This is a genomic window from Rhodococcoides kroppenstedtii (assembly GCF_900111805.1).
In the GTDB taxonomy this organism is placed as follows: domain Bacteria; phylum Actinomycetota; class Actinomycetes; order Mycobacteriales; family Mycobacteriaceae; genus Rhodococcoides; species Rhodococcoides kroppenstedtii.
In genome coordinates, this window is record NZ_FOJN01000003.1 from 115,684 (window position 1) to 133,899 (window position 18,216).

The 18,216-nt window shown below is 69.7% G+C and carries 22 protein-coding genes; 8 read left to right on the plus strand and 14 right to left on the minus strand.

Annotated elements, in window-relative coordinates; all coding sequences use genetic code 11:
* Nucleotides 1-99: 99 nt before the first annotated feature.
* Both tadA and BMZ18_RS04715 read right to left on the minus strand, forming a co-directional pair.
* Nucleotides 100-573 (minus strand): tRNA adenosine(34) deaminase TadA, encoded by a 474-nt coding sequence (tadA, locus tag BMZ18_RS04710; RefSeq protein WP_280141952.1) that lies wholly within the window; start codon nucleotides 571-573, stop codon nucleotides 100-102.
* A 1-nt stretch (nucleotide 574) separates the two neighbouring features.
* Entirely contained in the window at nucleotides 575-1,111 is a 537-nt protein-coding gene (locus BMZ18_RS04715) for a tRNA adenosine deaminase-associated protein (RefSeq protein WP_068104148.1), read from the minus strand.
* Between the two features lie 71 nt (nucleotides 1,112-1,182).
* Between BMZ18_RS04715 and BMZ18_RS04720 the strand changes: the two genes are divergently transcribed.
* The gene (locus tag BMZ18_RS04720) at nucleotides 1,183-2,151 is read left to right on the plus strand and encodes a prephenate dehydrogenase (RefSeq protein WP_082895227.1); all 969 of its coding nucleotides are present in this window, start codon (nucleotides 1,183-1,185) and stop codon (nucleotides 2,149-2,151) included.
* Nucleotides 2,152-2,160: 9 nt separating this feature from the next.
* Here BMZ18_RS04720 and BMZ18_RS04725 read toward each other — a convergent pair whose 3' ends face one another.
* Entirely contained in the window at nucleotides 2,161-2,772 is a 612-nt protein-coding gene (locus BMZ18_RS04725) for a putative glycolipid-binding domain-containing protein (RefSeq protein ID WP_280141953.1), read from the minus strand.
* Nucleotides 2,773-3,052: 280 nt separating this feature from the next.
* On the opposite strand from BMZ18_RS04725, the gene nhaA reads away from it, so the two are divergent.
* The 4 genes from nhaA (at nucleotide 3,053) to BMZ18_RS04745 (ending at nucleotide 6,900) form a co-directional block, all read left to right on the plus strand.
* Nucleotides 3,053-4,372, plus strand: coding sequence for a Na+/H+ antiporter NhaA (gene nhaA, locus BMZ18_RS04730; protein ID WP_068365857.1), 1,320 nt, complete (start codon nucleotides 3,053-3,055; stop codon nucleotides 4,370-4,372).
* A 122-nt stretch (nucleotides 4,373-4,494) separates the two neighbouring features.
* The gene (locus BMZ18_RS04735; protein ID WP_068365861.1) at nucleotides 4,495-5,649 is read left to right on the plus strand and encodes a DNA cytosine methyltransferase; all 1,155 of its coding nucleotides are present in this window, start codon (nucleotides 4,495-4,497) and stop codon (nucleotides 5,647-5,649) included.
* Nucleotides 5,649-6,458 carry a hypothetical protein gene (locus tag BMZ18_RS04740; RefSeq protein ID WP_068104151.1) on the plus strand — a complete coding sequence of 270 codons (810 nt, stop codon included), beginning with the start codon at nucleotides 5,649-5,651 and terminating at the stop codon, nucleotides 6,456-6,458. Before BMZ18_RS04735 ends, BMZ18_RS04740 begins: the two co-directional genes overlap by 1 nt.
* A gap of 7 nt (nucleotides 6,459-6,465) precedes the next feature.
* A complete protein-coding gene (locus BMZ18_RS04745) occupies nucleotides 6,466-6,900 on the plus strand; it encodes a very short patch repair endonuclease (protein WP_074921809.1) in 435 nt (144 codons plus the stop codon).
* On the opposite strand, the gene BMZ18_RS04750 is transcribed toward BMZ18_RS04745, so the two are convergent.
* Together BMZ18_RS04750 and corA are read right to left on the minus strand one after the other, a co-directional pair.
* Nucleotides 6,897-7,463 carry a hypothetical protein gene (locus BMZ18_RS04750; RefSeq protein ID WP_068362013.1) on the minus strand — a complete coding sequence of 189 codons (567 nt, stop codon included), beginning with the start codon at nucleotides 7,461-7,463 and terminating at the stop codon, nucleotides 6,897-6,899. The genes BMZ18_RS04745 and BMZ18_RS04750 overlap by 4 nt on opposite strands.
* Before the next feature lie 112 nt (nucleotides 7,464-7,575).
* Nucleotides 7,576-8,592, minus strand: coding sequence for a magnesium/cobalt transporter CorA (gene corA, locus BMZ18_RS04755; RefSeq protein WP_068362010.1), 1,017 nt, complete (start codon nucleotides 8,590-8,592; stop codon nucleotides 7,576-7,578).
* Between the two features lie 197 nt (nucleotides 8,593-8,789).
* Here corA and BMZ18_RS04760 point away from each other — a divergent pair, with 197 nt between their 5' ends.
* The gene (locus BMZ18_RS04760) at nucleotides 8,790-9,887 is read left to right on the plus strand and encodes a ferredoxin reductase (RefSeq protein WP_068104158.1); all 1,098 of its coding nucleotides are present in this window, start codon (nucleotides 8,790-8,792) and stop codon (nucleotides 9,885-9,887) included.
* Nucleotides 9,888-9,938: 51 nt separating this feature from the next.
* Nucleotides 9,939-11,354 (plus strand): fatty acid desaturase family protein, encoded by a 1,416-nt coding sequence (locus BMZ18_RS04765; RefSeq protein WP_068104160.1) that lies wholly within the window; start codon nucleotides 9,939-9,941, stop codon nucleotides 11,352-11,354.
* Nucleotides 11,355-11,419: 65 nt separating this feature from the next.
* Here BMZ18_RS04765 and BMZ18_RS04770 read toward each other — a convergent pair whose 3' ends face one another.
* From BMZ18_RS04770 to BMZ18_RS04795, 6 genes are all read right to left on the minus strand, one after another.
* On the minus strand, nucleotides 11,420-11,683 hold the full coding sequence (locus BMZ18_RS04770; RefSeq protein ID WP_068150208.1) for a lipopolysaccharide assembly protein LapA domain-containing protein: 264 nt from the start codon (nucleotides 11,681-11,683) through the stop codon (nucleotides 11,420-11,422).
* Between the two features lie 175 nt (nucleotides 11,684-11,858).
* Nucleotides 11,859-12,029 (minus strand): CsbD family protein, encoded by a 171-nt coding sequence (locus tag BMZ18_RS04775; protein WP_068362007.1) that lies wholly within the window; start codon nucleotides 12,027-12,029, stop codon nucleotides 11,859-11,861.
* A gap of 224 nt (nucleotides 12,030-12,253) precedes the next feature.
* Nucleotides 12,254-12,511, minus strand: coding sequence for a DUF202 domain-containing protein (locus BMZ18_RS04780; protein WP_068104165.1), 258 nt, complete (start codon nucleotides 12,509-12,511; stop codon nucleotides 12,254-12,256).
* Nucleotides 12,508-12,858, minus strand: a complete 351-nt coding sequence (locus tag BMZ18_RS04785; protein ID WP_068104167.1) for a YidH family protein — start codon at nucleotides 12,856-12,858, stop codon at nucleotides 12,508-12,510. The genes BMZ18_RS04780 and BMZ18_RS04785 overlap by 4 nt, the downstream gene beginning before the upstream one ends.
* 27 nt (nucleotides 12,859-12,885) lie before the next feature.
* Nucleotides 12,886-13,263, minus strand: coding sequence for a DUF5313 family protein (locus BMZ18_RS04790; RefSeq protein ID WP_068104169.1), 378 nt, complete (start codon nucleotides 13,261-13,263; stop codon nucleotides 12,886-12,888).
* On the minus strand, nucleotides 13,260-13,715 hold the full coding sequence (locus tag BMZ18_RS04795) for a MarR family winged helix-turn-helix transcriptional regulator (protein ID WP_068104171.1): 456 nt from the start codon (nucleotides 13,713-13,715) through the stop codon (nucleotides 13,260-13,262). Before BMZ18_RS04795 ends, BMZ18_RS04790 begins: the two co-directional genes overlap by 4 nt.
* A gap of 88 nt (nucleotides 13,716-13,803) precedes the next feature.
* Here BMZ18_RS04795 and BMZ18_RS04800 point away from each other — a divergent pair, with 88 nt between their 5' ends.
* Nucleotides 13,804-14,337 (plus strand): thioesterase family protein, encoded by a 534-nt coding sequence (locus BMZ18_RS04800; RefSeq protein WP_139203855.1) that lies wholly within the window; start codon nucleotides 13,804-13,806, stop codon nucleotides 14,335-14,337.
* Between the two features lie 20 nt (nucleotides 14,338-14,357).
* On the opposite strand, the gene BMZ18_RS04805 is transcribed toward BMZ18_RS04800, so the two are convergent.
* The 3 genes from BMZ18_RS04805 to BMZ18_RS04815 form a co-directional block, all read right to left on the minus strand.
* Nucleotides 14,358-14,687, minus strand: a complete 330-nt coding sequence (locus BMZ18_RS04805; RefSeq protein ID WP_068362001.1) for a YnfA family protein — start codon at nucleotides 14,685-14,687, stop codon at nucleotides 14,358-14,360.
* 47 nt (nucleotides 14,688-14,734) lie between these two features.
* Nucleotides 14,735-15,223 (minus strand): FBP domain-containing protein, encoded by a 489-nt coding sequence (locus tag BMZ18_RS04810; RefSeq protein ID WP_068361998.1) that lies wholly within the window; start codon nucleotides 15,221-15,223, stop codon nucleotides 14,735-14,737.
* Between the two features lie 159 nt (nucleotides 15,224-15,382).
* Nucleotides 15,383-18,211, minus strand: coding sequence for an FAD-binding and (Fe-S)-binding domain-containing protein (locus tag BMZ18_RS04815; RefSeq protein ID WP_068361995.1), 2,829 nt, complete (start codon nucleotides 18,209-18,211; stop codon nucleotides 15,383-15,385).
* Between the last annotated feature and the right edge of the window lie 5 nt (nucleotides 18,212-18,216).

Genomic DNA, 18,216 nt, shown 5'->3' on the forward strand with positions numbered 1-18,216 from the left:
TGCTGCGTAGAACACGGACGTCCACCCCTCCGTTTCGGCGAGGCAGGCGACGCGGCATTGCGTCTATCGTCCTACTCCCCGGTAGTACCCGGGCCCGAGTCACGACGAAACATCGCGGGCGCGATGGAAGAAGGCCGTGACCGAATCGGAACACTCGCGTTCCAGCACTCCCCCGGCCACCTCGGGTCGGTGGGTCAGGCGGCGGTCGCGCACCACGTCCCACAGCGACGAGACCGCTCCGGTCCGCGGCTCGTACGCGCCGAAGACGATGCCCGAAATGCGTGACATCACAGCGGCTCCCGCGCACATGGTGCAGGGCTCGAGCGTCACCACGAGGGTGCATTCACCGAGGCGCCAACCGTCGCCGTGCCGCGCCGCGGCGGCCCGAAGGGCGAGGATCTCCGCATGCGCGGTGGGATCGCCGTCCTGCTCGCGGCGGTTGGTCGCCTCGGCCAAGACCGTCCCGTCGGCGTCGACGACCACCGCGCCGACGGGCACGTCGTCGTCGGGTGTCGTTGTGGCGACAGCCAGCGCGCGCCGCATCCACCGCTCGTGGTCCGCGGCGGGAAGCACGTCAGTGCTGGAGCGAGTCGAGCACGGCGGCGAACTCCTTCGCGAAGCCCATCCGCTGCGCGATCATGCCGAGCTGCTCGTCCGGGTAGAGATCCGTCTCGGCCACGATGACGCCGAGGACGGGCTCGGGGAGACCCATGTCGCTCAGCAGGTCGAGATCGCCCTCTTCCCACGGCTCGACGTCGTCCAACTCGTCGGGGTCGAGATCCGGGACGTCGATGTTGAGGCGGTCGAGGACGTCGGCGGCGATGTCGTAGTCCAGCGCGGCGGTGGCGTCGGACAGCAGAACCCGACTGCCCGACGGCGCGGGGCGCAGGACGACGAAGAACTCGTCGTCGACGTCGAGCAGTCCGAAGACGGCGCCCGCGCTGCGCAGCTCACGCAGCTCGGTCTCGGCGGTGGACAGGCTGGTGAGGGCATCCGACGACAGGGCGCGACACGTCCACTTGCCGTCCTCGCGCACGACCGCGACCGCGAACCCCTCCAGGTCGTCGTACTCGTCGGAGGAGGCGTTCCCACTCCCACGCTGTGCAGCCATGCGCGCAACCGTAGTCGCTGAGAGCGGTGTCGATACGTCGACCTCCCTGCGGATGTGCTTTTCTCACAGCTGTGAACTCACCCGATCGTCCCGTCTGCGTGCTGGGTCTGGGTCTGATCGGCGGATCGCTGATGCGGGCCGTCGTGGCGTCCGGTCGCCCGGCCCACGGCTGGAACCGCTCCGCGGGCGCCGTCGACGCCGCTCGGCTCGACGGATACGACGTCACCGGCGACCTCGAGACCGCCCTGCGGCGTGCGGCCGACGAACGCGCCCTGGTCGTCGTGGCGGTACCGATGACGGCGGTCGACGACGTCCTCACCGCCGTCGCGACGTTCGCTCCCGACTGCCCGTTGACCGACGTCGTCAGCGTCAAGGTGGAGATGGCGGACGCGGTCGCCCGGCACGGGCTGTCCGCCGCGTACGTCGGCGGGCATCCGATGGCGGGCACCGCGGCGTCGGGATGGATTGCCGCCGACGCCGACCTGTTCCGCAACGCCGTCTGGGTGGTCACGGTCGACGACGGGACCGACCCCGACGTCTGGATGCAGGTGGCCTCCCTCGCCCTGACCTGCGGATCCGTCGTCGTCCCCGCGCGGTCCGACGAACACGACCGTGCCGTCGCCCGCGTCTCCCACCTCCCGCACGTGCTGGCGGAGGTGCTCGCGAGCGTCGGTGCCGACGGCGGCGAACTCGCGCTCCGACTCGCCGCCGGATCGTTCCGGGACGGGACGCGTGTGGCCGGCACCGCGCCCACGTTGGTCTCCGCGATGTGCGACGCCAACGCCGCCGCCCTGCTCGAAGCCGTCGACGACGCCCTGGCCCGGCTCACGAGAGCACGGGCCGTGCTGGCGGCGGACTCCTCCACCACCGACCTGACCCGGGACGGCCACCGGGCGCGCTCGCGCTACGAGGCTCAGCTCCAGTGGTGGGAGATCACCGACGTCGTCGTCGGTGCGGACGGGTGGGCGGACGCGATGCGCGACCGGGCTCGGGCGGGCGGCGTCGTGCAGCGGTTGCCGGCGCGCCGCGCCGTCACCTGACCGGGCCGATCAGATGCGGTGGGCCATCCCGTCGTATCCGATGACGAACCCCTCGGAGTCGACCGTGACCTTCGAGTGGCCCATCGGGGAGTCCACCTCGAACTCGGTCGGACCCCCGCGGTAGGAGAGGGTCTCGGCGCGGGCGGTGAGGTCCGGCAGGCCGACGTAGACCACGGGTACCTGCTGGTCGGACGCGTCCGCGCTGTGCAGGCCGAGACGGCGGATAGCGAGGGTGTTGAAGAACGGGCTCCACACCAACTCGGTGTCCAGCGCACCGTCGAAGTCGCTGCGGGTGGGGGACGCACTGTCGATCAACCAGAACCCCTGCGAGTCACGGCTGATGGAGATCTGACTCTCTCCGGCGGCCACCGCGGACCGCACGGAGAGCCGCTTGGTCACACCGGACTCGTCGGTCACCAGGTCGTACGACGCCGAGAACGCGGGGTGCTCGTCGCAGGCGCCGGCGATGATGCGGCCGGCGGCCTTGATGCGCTTGCCGTTGATCTGCACTCGCACCGATTCCATGCGGGGTGCTTCGAGCGCGCGCCAGGTGAGAACGGCCGGCCACGACGATCCCGAAACGTCGGCGGACGACAGGGACGTGGGTGCGGGAGTGGTCACGTGCACACGGTAGAGCACCGGGCCGCGCCGAGGAGCGGAGCAGCCAGATTTGTCCGTGATCGTGATTCTCGCCTACTCGTCCCGTGCCGGTTGCCGACAACGGCGAGACCGTGACCAGCGAATTCGCGTCGGAACGCGTGAACGACGCCACCAGCACCGATGCCCGCGAGAGTGCTCACAGCCGCGCGATAAGCTGACCCGTGGAGTGCCGGGAAGTCTGGTCGGCGGCTCACCGGTGGCCTCATGCCGGTCCCAACCGGTCCCCGAACGAAAGTCTCCGATGCCTGCCTCTCCTCGCCTGTTCGGCCTCGGCTCCTGGTCCGAAGCGTCCCGGATCACCGCCGTGCTGCGCCGCGAGACGGTCGGCGGTGCCCTGTTGCTGGCTGCCGCGGTGACCGCCCTCGTCTGGGCCAATTCCCCGTGGTCCGCGGCCTACCACTCCCTCATGGACCTGCGCGTCGGACCGTCGGCACTGCATCTCGACCTGACGCTGGCGACCTGGGCGGCCGACGGGCTGCTCGCCATCTTCTTCTTCGTCGTCGGCCTCGAGCTGAAACGGGAGTTCGTGGCGGGCGACCTCCGCGATCCCGCCCGCGCCGCGCTGCCGATCGTCGCCGCGGTGGGCGGCATGGTCGCCCCCGCGCTGATCTACGTGCTGATCAACGGTCTCGCCGCCGACGGCGCACTCCGCGGTTGGGCCGTCCCCACGGCCACCGACATCGCGTTCGCCGTCGCGGTCCTCGCCGTCGTCAGCTCGCACCTGCCGATCGCGCTGCGCACGTTCCTGCTCACCCTCGCCGTCGTCGACGATCTGCTCGCGGTGACGGTCATCGCGATCTTCTACACCGACGAGCTGAACGTGGCCGCGCTCGCCGGGGCGATGGTGCCGCTCGCACTGTTCGCCCTGGCCGTCCAGAAGCGAATTCGATCCTGGTGGTTGCTGATCCCGCTGGCCGTGGTCACGTGGGTTCTCATGCACGAGTCGGGTGTGCACGCGACGGTCGCGGGCGTCCTGCTGGGCTTCACCGTGCCGGTTCTGCGGAGCCGGGCCGCGGGTGGGCCCGAGGCCGGACCGGGTCTCGCGGAGCACTTCGAACACCGCATCCGTCCCCTCTCCGCCGGGGTGGCGGTCCCGCTGTTCGCGTTCGCGGCGGCGGGCGTGACGGTCGGCGGTCTCGCCGGACTCGGCTCGGCGCTGCGCGACCCCGTCGCCCTCGGCATCGTGGCGGGACTGGTGATCGGCAAGTTCCTCGGCGTGTTCGGAACCACCTATCTGGTGGGTCGGTTCACCCGCGCCACCCTCGACGAGGGGCTCGCCTGGCGCGACGTGGGCGGGGTGGCGATGCTGGCCGGCATCGGGTTCACCGTCTCGCTGCTCATCGGGGACCTCGCGTTCGGCATCGGGTCCGAACGCGACGATCACGTGAAGGTCGCCGTCCTCACCGGGTCGGTGGTGTCCGCGACGCTGGCCACGATCGTCCTGCGCAGCCGCAACCGCGTCTATCGCGCACTCGAGGAGGACCAGCTGCGTGACGACGACGGCGACGGCATTCCCGACGCCTACCAGCGGGGGACGCAGGACGGTCCGGCGGGACGGTAGCGCGGCAGCACGGGCCTGTCGGTGCGCCCCGGTAACGTCTGCGTCGATCGAGATCGGGTCGCACGGCGCCGGTCGGTGGGACGAGTGATGCGGAAGCGAGGACCGGCGTGGGCACAGGCACGATGGTCGGTCTCTTCGCCGGCATCGGCGGCCTCGAGCTGGGTCTGACGCAGCACGGGTGGTCCACCGAGTTGCTGTGCGAGATCGATCCCGGTGCCGGATCCGTCCTCCGGACGCGGTTCCCCGACGTGCCGCTGCACCGCGACGTCACCACGCTGCGGTCCCTTCCCGCGGGCACGGAGCTGGTCGCCGCGGGCTTTCCGTGCCAGGACCTGTCCCAGGCCGGCCGCACCGCAGGGATCACGGGGGCGCGTTCCGGCCTGGTGGATCACGTCTTCCGCCTCGTCGCGCGCCGCCGCGGCCCGCGCTGGCTGGTCATCGAGAACGTTCCCTTCATGCTGCAGCTCGGTCGGGGGGCCGCCATGCGGCACATCACGCACGCGCTCGAAGATCTCGGCTACACGTGGGCGTACCGGGTGGTGGACGCCCGAGCGTTCGGGCTTCCGCAACGCCGCCAGCGTGTGGTGATGCTGGCGTCGCGGACCGAGGATCCTCGAGAGGTACTGTTCGGCACCGACTCCCTCGTGCCGCACCCGGTGGAATCCGGGTCCGTGCCCTGCGGCTTCTACTGGACCGAGGGGGTGCGCGGGCTGGGGTGGGCCGTGAACGCGGTGCCCACGCTCAAGGGAGGATCGACGCTGGGCATCGCAAGTCCGCCGGCGGTGCGTCTGCCCGCAGGCGAGTTGGTGACGCCCGGCATCACCGACGCCGAACGCCTCCAGGGTTTCGACGCCGGATGGACTGCACCGGCCGTCGACGTCCCCGGGGTGCGGGCCGGCCACCGCTGGAAGCTGGTGGGCAACGCGGTGAGCGTGCGGATGGCGTCGTGGATCGGCGAGCGGCTGGCCGACCCGATGGTGTACGACGCCTCGGCGGACGTGCCGATCGTTCCCGGGCAGAGATGGCCGACGGCGGCGTGGGGACGTGACCGCCGGGCCTACCGAGTCCCGGTCGGCACCTGGCCCGTCGAGAACCGGTACGAGGATCTCGCAGATTTTCTGACGGAGCCGAAGTTGTTGTCGGAGCGGGCCACCGCCGGTTTTCTTCGCCGCGCACGGTCCGGCAACCTTCGCTTCGAGCCCGGATTCCTCGACACCGTGGACGCGCACCTCGCGCGGATGCGGGCCGAGGATCGCGAGCCGGTGCGCGTCGCCTGATGTACCCGCTGACGTTCGCGCTCGACTTCTCCGGCGACCGCCCCTCCCCCACCGCCGACCGCGGGGAGAAGAAGAACTACGCCCAGCGGCTCTCCAACCACCTCGCGCAAGTGGTCGCCGACGGTCTGCGTCCGCGCTACCCGTCCATCACCCCCGATGCCCACGGGGTGGGCCAGGAGGCGCAGGTCGACGTGGCCAAGGGCCGCAAGCGACTCGACGTCAAAGCGCTCGACCCCACGCTCGGACTGATCCTGTGCGTGTCCATCAAGACCTACAGCTTCCAGGACTACAGCCCCACCACCGGGCGGTTGGGTCGCTGGACCAAGAACATCGTCCGCAACGATCACGAACTGCGCGGCGAGGCCATGGTGCTGCACCAACGGCAGCCGTACAGCGTGCTCGTCGGCGTGATGTTCGAGCCGTGGTCCACCTGCGAGGACGGTGATCCCACCAAGTCCAGCGACGTCGGGAAATCGTCCTTCGCCCACCACGTCACCACACTCGCGAAACGGTGCGGGCGCGGGAAACGACCCGTCGTCGGCAGCAGCGAACGAGCGTGGGTGGATCTCGGGGCCGAGGACACGCGCTACGACCTGTTCGAGAAGGTCTTCATCGGCTTGTACGAGCCGGACGGGCCGTACCGCGGCGACGTCCGGTTCTTCGACGTCGAGGACGCACCGCCCCGCAACGGGCGCCCCGCCGAGCGGTCCCTGCTGCACTTCGACGAATTCCTCGACGTCGTGCACGCCGAGGTGGAACGCCGAAACCGCTTCGCGCCCAGCTGGTCCGAGCCGGACGACGAGGACTGACGCCGCCATGGCCGAGCGTCCGCGCACCGACGCCGCCACCAGCGCGCGCCTGTCCAAGCAACGCCGCCGCGACACGAAGCCGGAGCTCGCCCTGCGGCGCCTGTTGCACGCGGCCGGTCTGCGCTACCGCGTCGACCGGGCTCCGCTTCCCGGACTGCGTCGTCGTGCCGATGTGGTGTTCACCCGCGCGCGGGTGGCGGTCTACGTGGACGGGTGCTTCTGGCACAGCTGTCCCGTGCACGCCACCCACCCCCGCAACAACGCGCAGTGGTGGGCGGACAAGCTGGCGGGCAACGTCGCTCGCGACCGCGACACCGATCGGCGACTCGAGGAAGCCGGCTGGACGGTGGTGCGGATCTGGGAACACGAAGATCCGACGGCCGCGGCCGAGAAGGTCGTCCGCGCCGTGCGGGCCGACGAGGCCGACGAGCCGAGCGACTAACGCTCGTGACGGCCGCCGCCGGTCTCCGGCGAGTGCGGACTCACCGGACCGCGATCGTCGCCGTGCCGCTCACCGGCGCCCGGCGCCCCGGTGCCGAAGCCGAGGGCGCCGGCGGAGTCGATGCCGTCGCGCGCGCCCTCGCGCCCACCACCTCGGACGGTGTCGTCGCGTCCGTCGCCACGCACGGCGTCGTCACGCACGGCGTCGTCACGTCCGTCGCCACGCACGGTCGGATCGAGCTTGTTCGCCCGCTCCCACTCCTTGTCGAGCTCGTCGCGGCTGCTGGCCGCGTCGCCTCGATGCTCCTGCGCGCGCTGGGCGGCCAACCGGGCTTCCGCGGCCTTGGCGTCGGCCTCGGCCGCTGCACGGCGCGCGTCGGCCTCGGACTTCTGCGCCAGGGCCTCTCGCTGTTCCACCTCCGCGGAGCGTTCGGCAGCCTGCTCGCGGATACGCTGCGCCTCCTCGATGCGCTTCTGCTTGCTCTTCTTCGACAGCGCCACCGCCACGGCGCCCAACAACAGCACGACGACGACGGCCACGACGATCCACACGGTGGTGTTCATCCCGGGCGGCTACCCGGGTGGGTGCCCGTTCACACCCCGAGCGGCTCCCCGATCACGCGGGGGCTCCCCCAATCGGGGGAGCCGGACCGTATTCGCGGTGCCGTTCGTGCGGTCACAACCACTTCTGGCGACGGAACACCAGATACAGCACGCAGGACGCGAGCAGCATCGTCGCCACGGCGGCGGGATACCCGAAGCGCCAGTGCAGCTCGGGCATGTGGTCGAAGTTCATCCCGTAGACCCCGGCGATGAGCGTCGGCGCGAACAGGATGGCGCCCCAGGACGAGATGCGCTTGACCTGTTCGTTCTGCTCGAGGCTCACCTGCGTCATGGCCCGCATCTCGTCGTTCTGCCGCTGACCTACCAGCGTGGTGTGGACGGACAGCGCGTTCTGCAGCGTCGCGCGGAAGGAATCGACGCGCTCGGTGATGCGGATGGCATGGTCGAGCACGTCGCGCAGGTTGCGCCGCAGCTCGAGATCCACGTTGTACTTCTCGGAGCCGCGCCCGAGCGCCTCGATCATCGCGACCAACGGGTGGGTGGCGCGCTGAAACTCGATCACCTCGCGCGAGAGCTCGTAGATGCGGCGGGAGACGTCGGGATCGCCGTCGAAGAGCTGGTCGTCGATCTCGTCGATGTCGTTCTCGAGTCCCTTCACCACGGGCTCGTACTCGTCGACCACCTGGTCGAGGATCGCGTAGAGCACGGCCTCGGCGCCCAGGTCGAGCAGGGCCGGTGCGCTTTCGAGACGTCGGCGCACCACCGAGAGGTTCGGCGACTCGGCGTGCCGGATGGTCACCACGAAGTCCGGCCCGCAGAAGACGTGGACCTCACCGAACTCGACCTTCTCCGTCTCGTCGATGTAGCGAGCCGGGTGCAGCACGACGAAGAGCTGATCGCCGTACCGTTCGAGCTTGGGCCGCTGATGCGCGGAGACCGTGTCCTCCACGGCGAGCGGATGCAGACCGAACTCCTCGGCCACGGACGCGATCTCGTCCTTGTCCGGCCGGTACAGACCGATCCACGCCATCCCGCCGCACTTGCGGAGCAACTCGTAGGTCCGATCGAGGCTCTCCGGCTGCTCGGTGCGCGCACCCTGCACGTACACGGCGTTGTCGACGATGGTCACGTCGTCCTCCTCACCCTTCGCTCGGCGCTCGCCCCCGACCCGTCGAGGAGTCTGTCACGGTCGCGAACGCGGTTCTCTGGAGACTTCGACGGTTTGACATCCGTGCCGTGCGCACTGCGTATTCGCACCCGACCGACCACGCTCCACAATTGCGCGTTCGGCGTCCTGTCACCGGCGGTGACAGTACCGTTGTCGCCATGGCTGAACGTGGTGCTCGCCCTCAGGTCTCGGTCCTCCGGCGAACCATGCTGAAGGCGTTCAAACATCTGTCGAACCCGCTGCGGCCGGACGACTACTTCGAGATGATCAATCCGCTGTGGACCACGCGGGAACTCCGGGGAAAGGTCGACCGTGTCGAGCGCGAAGGCACCGACGCCGTCTCGGTCTTCATCAAGCCGGGATACGAGTGGGGTGGCCACGAGCCCGGTCAGTACCTCCGTCTCGGCGTCCTGATCGACGGCCGCTATCACTGGCGCGCGTACTCGCTGACCTCCGACCCGCACGGCGACAACGGCCTCATCTCGGTCAGTCCCAAGCTCGTCCCGGAGGGCACCGTCTCGCCGTTCCTCGTCGAGAAGATCAAGCCGGGTGACATCGTCCGCCTGAGCGAGGTCGAGGGCGTGTTCACCCTGCCCGATCCCGTGCCGGACAAGCTGCTCTACATCAGCGCCGGCAGCGGCATCACGCCGATCATGAGCATGCTGCGCGAGCTCGACCACCTCGACCAGATGAAGGACGTCGTGGTCATCCATTCCGTCCACAGTCGCGACCAATGCATGTTCGCCGAGACGCTCGAGCGTCTGGATCGCAAGCATTCCACGCTGCAACTCGACATTCGAGTGACCGAGGATCGCGGCCGCATGAAAGCGTCCGATCTGGACGAGTTGTGCCCGGACTGGCGGGAACGGCAGGCATTCTGCTCCGGCCCGGCCGATCTGCTGGACGATCTGAAAGCGTGGTGGAAAGAGAACGGCGATCCGGACAAGTTCCACAACGAGAGTTTTCAGCCCGTCATCGGTAGCGGCGACGAGGAAGGCGAGGGCGGCACGGTCCGCTTCCTGCGCAGTGACAAGGACGTCGAATGCGACGGCGGCACACCGATTCTCGCGGCCGGCGAGGAGGCCGGTCTGGACCTCAAGTTCGGCTGCCGTATCGGCATCTGCCACACCTGCACGGGCACCCTGAAGAAGGGGCGTTTGAGGGACTTGCGGAACGGGGAAGTCTCGGAGCCTACGGGGCAGGCAGTACGCATCTGCGTCAACACTGCCGAGGGAGACATCGAGATCGATCTCTGACGAGACCGGTTGCCATTACCGCCACGCGGTATCTACAGGGGAGGAATCGTCATGAGCGTCGACACCAGCCGACCGAAGGACGACATCGTCAGCCCGCTCGCTCATCTGAGCGACGAGACCATCGAACAATTGGCCAAGGAGTTCGACGCCATTCACGACGAGGTCTATGCCGACCTCGGTGAGCGCGATCGCAACTACATCACCACCGTCATCGCGGCGCAGCGTCAGCTGGCCGTGGCGGGCCGGGTGATCCTGTTCGGATCGAAGTCCCGCACGGCGTGGGTCGCCGGAACCGCATGCCTCGGGATCGCGAAGATCCTCGAGAACATGGAGATCGGCCACAACGTCATGCACGGCCAGTGGGACTGGATGAACGATCCGGACATCCACTCGTCGGTGTGGGACTGGGACACCGCGTCCACCGCGGAGGCGTGGAAGCACTCGCACAACTACGTGCACCACACGTACACGAACATTCGGGGCAAGGACAAGGATCTCGGATACGAGATCATGCGGATCGATCCGCACCAGAAGTGGTCGCCCGTCTACCTCGCGCAGCCGTTCTACAACCTGCTGCTCATGGCCTTCTTCGAGTGGGGCGTCGCGCTGCACGACCTCGACATCGAGGGGATCCGCCGCGGCGAGCGCCCGGTCAAGGACGTCCTCGTCGACCTGCGCGGCATCGCCACCAAGGCACGTCGTCAGATCGTCAAGGACTACATCGGCTGGCCCGCGGTCAGCGCCGTCGCCTACGGCGCGGCCCAGGTGGTCACCGGCGGACGGGTGTCCGGCCGTGGCAAGTCCAAGCTCGGCAAGCGGCTGCGCGACGTGAGTTCCGCTCGCGGGGCGCATCGGGTGGCGTCGGTCCTCGACCGCCACGGCGCCGGGATCGAGCAGACGTTCGTCAACACCTTCGCCGCGAACTTCGTCGCCAACATCATCCGGAACGTGTGGTCGCACGGCATCATCTTCTGCGGCCACTTCCCGGATCAGGCGTACACCTTCAGCCAGAAGGAAGTGGAGAACGAAACTCGCGGCGGGTGGTACGTCCGTCAGCTCGTGGGTGCGGCCAACATCGAGGGCTCGGCCCTCTTCCATCTGATGAGCGGCAATCTGAGCTACCAGGTGGAGCACCACCTGTACCCGGACATGCCGAGCACCCGGTACAAGGAAGTCGCGCCGAAGATCAAGGACATCTGCGAGCGCTACCAGCTGCCGTACAACACGGGCCCGCTGTCCAAGCAGTGGGGCACGGTGCAGCGCACAATCATTCGACTGGCCTTCCCCGGCGGCAAGCCGCGCCCGAAGCCCGGCCCCTACCGCGGTGAGCGCGTCGGCGGCTCGTCCTCTCAGCCGAGCGAAGCGGCCCGCTTCCGCAACCGCGTGCCCGCCGGACACCCGGACGCCGGTCCGGAGCACAACGGCGGCGGCGTCGCGGCCGACATTCCGCCGCGCGGCGACGACTGACCCTGGAACGCGAGAAGAGCCGCCCACCGATTCGGTTGGCGGCTCTTCTCGTCGTGAACTCCGTATCAGCGCACCGCGCGCCGCACCCGCAGCGCGCCGGAGACGAAGAAGGCGATGACCGCGCCGACGACCGCGGCACCCAGCAGAGCGACGCCCTGGCTCAGGTCGAGATTCCACCCGAGGAAATCGATCGTCGTGGAATTCGAGTTCTGGAGAACGAAGATCACCAGAGCCACGACGAGGACGAGCGAGAGCAGCAAGGACAACGTCGAGAGAAATCCTCCGGCGCGCTTGCGGCCGGTGTGCGTGGTGTGGGCGGTGTCGGTCATGGTCATGCCTTTCGCAGAGCCTCCAGCGTCTGCCGGGGGCGATGGTGAGGGGGTTGCTCCGTCCCGCCGATCACGAAACATGGCTGCGCGGTACGGAATTCGCTGAATCGGACAGATAAGACACGAGCGGCGTCGAACCCTCTCGGGATCGACGCCGCTCGGAGAACGAGGTTCCTTACTTGAAGGTGTCCTTCACGTTCTCGCCGATCTTCTTGGCGCCGGCCGAGCCCTGATCCTTCTTGCCCTCGGCCTCAAGGTCCTTGTTGTCGGTGACGTCACCGACAACTTCCTTGGCCTTGCCGATGGCGTCTTCTGCAGCGTTCTTGGCCTTGTCGACGAATCCCATGAGAAATCCTTTCTCTCGATGCGACGGCGTCTCCATCGCGTTCTGGATATGAGTCGAGACAACTCGCCGAAAGCGCGCGCCCCCGTTCGGTGATGCCGGTCACATTCGTGTATCGGCGGGTCACACGTACCCGCGCCGTAGAGCACCGCGGTCAGCACGACACTCGCTCGGTCACCGGCCGTGCGTACCCCCACCGACGGTGGGTTACGCACTCGGGTCGTCCCCTACCCGCGCCCGAGAATCGCGGTGATCGCGACCGCCCCGGCGAGGATCGCCAGGACGACGACCAGCGCGACGTGTCGCGGGAGGCGCCCGGACCGTCCGATCAGCAGCACCACGGCGAGACCCGCCACGACGGCCGTGGCCGCGACGGCGAGGGCGTGCGACTGCACCGCGCGCGCCGCGATCAGCGCCGTCGCCGCGGCGGCGAGGGCGGTTCGCCGCCGCGCCAGCACCGTCCGCTCCGGGGCCAACCCCGTCATGCCGCGAGACCCACGAGGAAGACGACCACGGCGACGGTGAGGCCCACGGCCAGCACCGCCGTCGTCGCCGGAACGGGGAGCGGCTCCCGTCGTCGCAATGCGATCTCCACGCGCATCCACCGCACCAACGACGTGGCGCCGACGACGGCGGCCAGGACCGCGAGCCCGACCACCAACGCGGCGTGAACCGGCCCCGGCACCACCCGGTCACCGAACGCCTCCAGCGCTGCCGCGGCGGCGAGCAGGCCGAGAGCGGTCCTGATCCACGCGAGGAAGGTGCGCTCGTTGGCAAGGGTGAAGCGCGGATCCGGATCGGTTCCGCTCCGGAGATCGCGGGGGCGTGGCATGCGCACGAGTGCAGTCTCCCGGGTGGGTCAGCGGCCGGGACGCCACCGCTCGTAGTTTCGGCGCTCGCGTTCCTCGCGGGCGACCTTCTTCGGATTCTGCAGATCCGGCGACAACCCGTGCGCGGCCAGACGGCGTCGGCGGTTCGGCTCCATGTAGGCCAGGGAGTAGAACAGCGCGAGCAGGACGGCGAGGAGGATCATCGCGCCGCGCAGCCACAGTTCACCGGGAAAGAGCAGGAACGCCAGGAAGATCGGCAGGAACGGCACCATGCTGCGGAGCAGGTGGCGCGGGACGGCCGTGTCCCCGATCAGGTCGTTGCGGACCCACCCCTGCAGCTCCGGGGGCAGTGTTCGCCCGACCGAGTAGCCGAGCCACTGCACGGGGTTGGGACGACGGGCACTCATTGCTCGATCCTTTCGGCAACGGAATTCGCGTGGTGGTTGACCACCGAGAGGGCCGCGTGGAGCCGCTCGAGGTCCGCCGTGTCGACGCCGAGAGCCTCGACGACGCGGGCGGGAACCTTCTCCGCTTCGGCGCGGAGATCGTGGCCGGCGGCGGTGAGATCGACGACCAGTCGCCGCTCGTCGTCCTCGCTCCGCCGGCGTGTGAGAAGGCCCCGGACCTCGAGCCGTTTGAGCAGGGGCGTCGCCGACGCCGGGTCCAGGCACAGCGTGCGGGCGATGTCGCCGGCAGACTGCGGCGTTCGCTCCCAGAGCGCGAGCATGACCAGGTACTGCGGGTGCGTGAGACCCAGGGGCTCGAGGATGGGGCGATAGACGCCGAGCACGGCCCGATTGGTGACCGCCAGGGCGAAACACACCTGGCGGTCGAGCGCGAGAGGATCGGTCACCGTCACGCACTCGACTCTACGCCAACAATTAGTGGTCCAACTATCGGCCGCGTCACAGCCCCGACGCGCCATGGGGCAGAGTGAGCGCGTGCTGATGTCCCTTCGTGCGCTCCGCCAGATGGCGCCGTGGCGCGCCGGGCGCGGCCCGGTCCGTGCCGACACCACCGTCACCTGGTTCCGAGTCGCCCCGTCCGACCTCGACGTGCTGCTGCACATGAACAACGGCCGCTACCTGTCGATTCTCGACGCGGGCCGCGTCGACATGTTCGTCCGCGGTGGACTCTGGACGGCCCTGCGCCGCGAGGGGTGGCATCCGGTGGTGGCGGCGCAGTCGATCACCTACATCGCCTCGCTCACCTTCTGGACCCGCTTCTCGGTCACCACACGGTTGCTCGGATTCGACACCAAGAACGCGTACCTGGAGCAGACTTTCGACGCGGGCGGGCGCACCTGCGCCTCCGCCGTCGTCGCCCTCCGCATCCTCGACGGGGAGGGCCGCTCGGTCCCCAGCGCGCGCGTGCGCGACCTTTTCGACCCGGCCGCGGCGCCGGCGATCGTCGACGATCGCGACATCCCGTTGGGACGACGGACGCAGCACGACGTCGTGACGACGTTCGACGGTCCCTGACCGTCGCGACCGGGTAGCGGTCAGCGCGGTGAGTACATGATGATCGCCACGCCGACCAGGCAGACCAGCGCACCGGTGACGTCGTACCGGTCGGGGCGAAACCCGTCCATCACCATGCCCCAGGCCAGCGACCCGGCGACGAACACGCCGCCGTACGCGGCGAGGATGCGGCCGAATTCCGCATCCGGCTGCAGTGTGGCCACCAGTCCGTAGGCGCCCAGCGCGACGACACCGAGGCCGATCCAGAGCCAGCCGCGGTGCTCGCGAATGCCCTGCCACACCAGCCAGGCACCGCCGATCTCGAGCACCGCGGCCGCTCCGAAGAGCGCGATCGAGCGCAGAACGGTCATGCGGGAAGGGTAGAGGTCCGGAGGCGGCCCACCCTGCTGCCGGGCGCTCAGCCCCGCCGCACTCGATCGGCGAAACTCGCGCTCGCTCCCCGGAGCGCGGCGATGCGGTCCGCACGCGCCGCGTCCATGTCGTATCCGGGGAAGGGCCGCGGCGGGTCACGACGGACATTGGCCGAGCACTGGAAGTCCCGGCAGACGAGGGTGCCCACGGTGCTGCCGCGCTTGCCCGCCGGGCCGGCGAGCTTGGCCGCGTAGAAGACGACGTCGTTCGGCAAACGGACGTCGCGGCACCAGGAGCACTGCGTGCGCACCCGGGGAGTGGCGTCGGCCTGGCGCAGCAGGATCCCGATCGGTTCGCCGTCCGGCGCGGGGATCACGGCGTAGGCGCGGCCGTCGAACTTGGTGTCGCGCCACCCGAGGTAATCGAGGGCGTCGAAGTCGAGTGCCTCGAGATCGGGGAGGGACGCGTCGGAGCGTTCCTTCTTGCTGGCGTTGACTAAGGAGGCGCGCAGGTCGGACGAGGACAGAATGTGCATGAGAGAACAGCCGATCTTCGGATGCGGGCGCCGGAGCGCCCGTCGGTGTCGTCAGGGTAGGACCGAGGACCGGTCGTCGCGGGGGAGCGAGACCGGTCGGGGCGCGTTACCTGATGCCGGCGCCCGAAGCGCCGACCACCTCCGATTCGAGGATCGGGTTCATCGTGGACACGCCTCGACGGTAGCACCGGCGAGCAACTGCGCGAGGTGCACTCCTCGACGCTCCGTGAGATCCGACAGCTGTGTCCGGCACGAATAGCCGTCCGCCAACACGACGGCGGAGTCGTCGGCCGCGCGCACCGCGGGCAGCAGGTGCTGGTCGGCGACGGCGAGAGAGACCTCGTAGTGGCCCTTCTCGACGCCGAAGTTCCCGGCGAGACCGCAACATCCACCCAGTCGGGTCACATCTGCGCCTGCAGCGCGGAGCAACGCGGCGTCGGTGTCCCAGCCCATCACCGCGTGATGGTGGCAGTGCGGCTGCGCCACGACGGTGGTGCCCGTGAGGTCCGGGGGCGTCCATCCGCGCTCGGTGAGCAGCTCCGCAAGGGTGCGGACGCGGCTCACGACGGCCTCGGTGGCGGGCGCTCCCAGTAGACCCGCCGCGTCGGATCGGAGCGTCGCGGTGCACGACGGCTCCATGCCCACGATCGGCACTCCCGGCTCGGCCGCGTTCTCCAGGCGATCGACCGTGCGCCGGAGAATGCGGCGAGCCGCATCGAGCTGCCCGGTGGTGATCCAGGTCAGCCCACAGCACACCGGTCGTGCGGTGATGCGCGGCGCGAAACCCGCCGCCGTCAGCACCTGCACGGTGGCGATGCCGACGTCGGGTGAGAAGTGGTCGGTGAAGGAATCGACGAACAGGACGACGGGGTCGCCACCTGCCGATCGATCGGACTCGGTGCAGGCGAACCACTCTCGGAACGTCTCGGTCGCGAAGGCCGGGAGCGTGCGGCGACGGTCCACGCCGGCGGCCGCGAGCGCCGCGCGCCGCACGGGCGGGAATCGCAGTGCTGCGTTGACGACACCCGGGGCACGGCTCGCGAGACGCGCCCACTGGGGCAGGCGGCCGAGCGCGTAGTGCGACGCCGGCCGGAGTCGCCGCCGGTAGCTCTGGTGCAGCATCTCCGACTTGTAGGTCGCCATGTCGACGCCCGTCGGGCAGTCCGACGCACATCCCTTGCAGGACAGGCAGAGATCGAGGGCGTCGTGCACCTCGGGCGAACGCCAGCCCTCGGTCACCACCGTGCCGACGGCCATCTCCTGGAGGACCCGCGCGCGACCGCGCGTGGAGTCCTTCTCCTCCCGTGTCGCCAGATACGACGGACACATGACGCCGCCGACGGCCGTGGTGTCGACGCGGCACTTGCCCACTCCGGTGCAGCGATGGACGGCCTGCGTGACGTCGCCGCCGTCCTCGTCGAAGCGGAATCCGCTGCGGCGCAACGGCAGTGCCATCGGCACGCGAAGGTCGGCATCGAGCGGTCGGGGATCGACCAACACGCCCGGGTTGAGAATGCCGTCCGGGTCGAACACGTTCTTCACCGCGGCGAACAGATCGAGGGCGCCGCCCGAGTACATCAACGGCAGCAGTTCGCTGCGCGCGCGTCCGTCGCCGTGCTCGCCGGACAGCGACCCCCCGTACGCGGACACCATGGTGGCGGCGGCCTGCAGGAACTCGCGGAACTCCCGCACTCCCCCGCGTCGGTCCAGCGGGAAGTCGAGACGAATGTGCAGGCAGCCGTCACCGAAATGGCCGTAGGGCAACCCGGTCACCCCCGCGTCGGCCATCAGGATCTCGAAGTCGCGCAGGTAACCGCCGAGCCGCTCCGGCGGCACGGCCGTGTCCTCCCACCCGGCGTGCGCCGGGCGGCCGACGGGACTGCGGGCGGAGAGCCCGGACCCGTCGGCACGGATGCGCCACAGGCGATTCGCCGACGCGGTGTCGGTGACGACAGCACTGTCCGAGGCCCCGCACTCCCGCGCCACCTCGTCGGCACGGGCGAGCACCTCGTCCGGATCGTCCCCGGCGAGCTCGACGAACAACCAGGCCGCACCGCCCGGCAGCGGTGGGACGGCGGCGTCGCCGAAGCGGGTCCGCACCACGTCGACGATGCGAGCGTCGATGCCCTCGCACGCGGTGGGCCGAAACCGCAGCACGCTCGGCGTCGCGTCGCCCGCGTCGGGCATCTCGGGATAGCCGAGGACCACCAGGACGCGGTGGGCCGGCTCGGCGACGAGTCGCACCGTGGCGAGCCGGGTGATCGCCAGGGTGCCCTCGCTCCCCACCAGCATGCGGGCGACGTCTTTGCCGCGCTCGGGCAGCAGGTGCTCGAGCGAGTAGCCGGACACCTGCCGGACGAAGCGACCGAATTCGGTTCGGACGGTGGCCAACCCGCGCCCCACGACACCGCGCAGGGCATCCACGGTGGCGGAGTCCGGCGGCGTCGCACCGCTCACCAGCTGCAGCCGCTCGCCCGTGCCCGTGAGCACGTCGAGGGCCGCGATGTTGTCCGACGTGCGGCCGTAGCCGAGAGCCCGGGTGCCGCAGGCGTTGTTGCCGATCATTCCGCCGACGGTGCAGCGCGTCGACGTCGAGGGGTCGGGACCGAAACGCAGGCCGTGGGGCGCCGCGGCTCGCTGCAGTACCGCCTGCACGACGCCGGGCTCGACCACCGCGGTACGGGCGTCGGGATCGACGGAGACGATGCGCTGCAGATGCCGGGAGGTGTCCATCACCACGCCCGTCCCGACGGCGTTGCCCGCGATCGACGTGCCCGCGCCGCGCGTGGTCAGCGGCACGCCCGTCCGGCGACACACCTCGAGAACCGCGTCGATCTCGTCGACGTGGCGGGGCCGGGCGACCACCGTCGGTACGACGCGGTAGAGCGACGCGTCCGAGGAATAGGCGGCCCGCGTGGTCTCGTCGACCAGGACGTCGGTCACGCCGACGTCGCGCAACGCCGAGGCGAGCAGATCCGGTTCCCTCACACCCC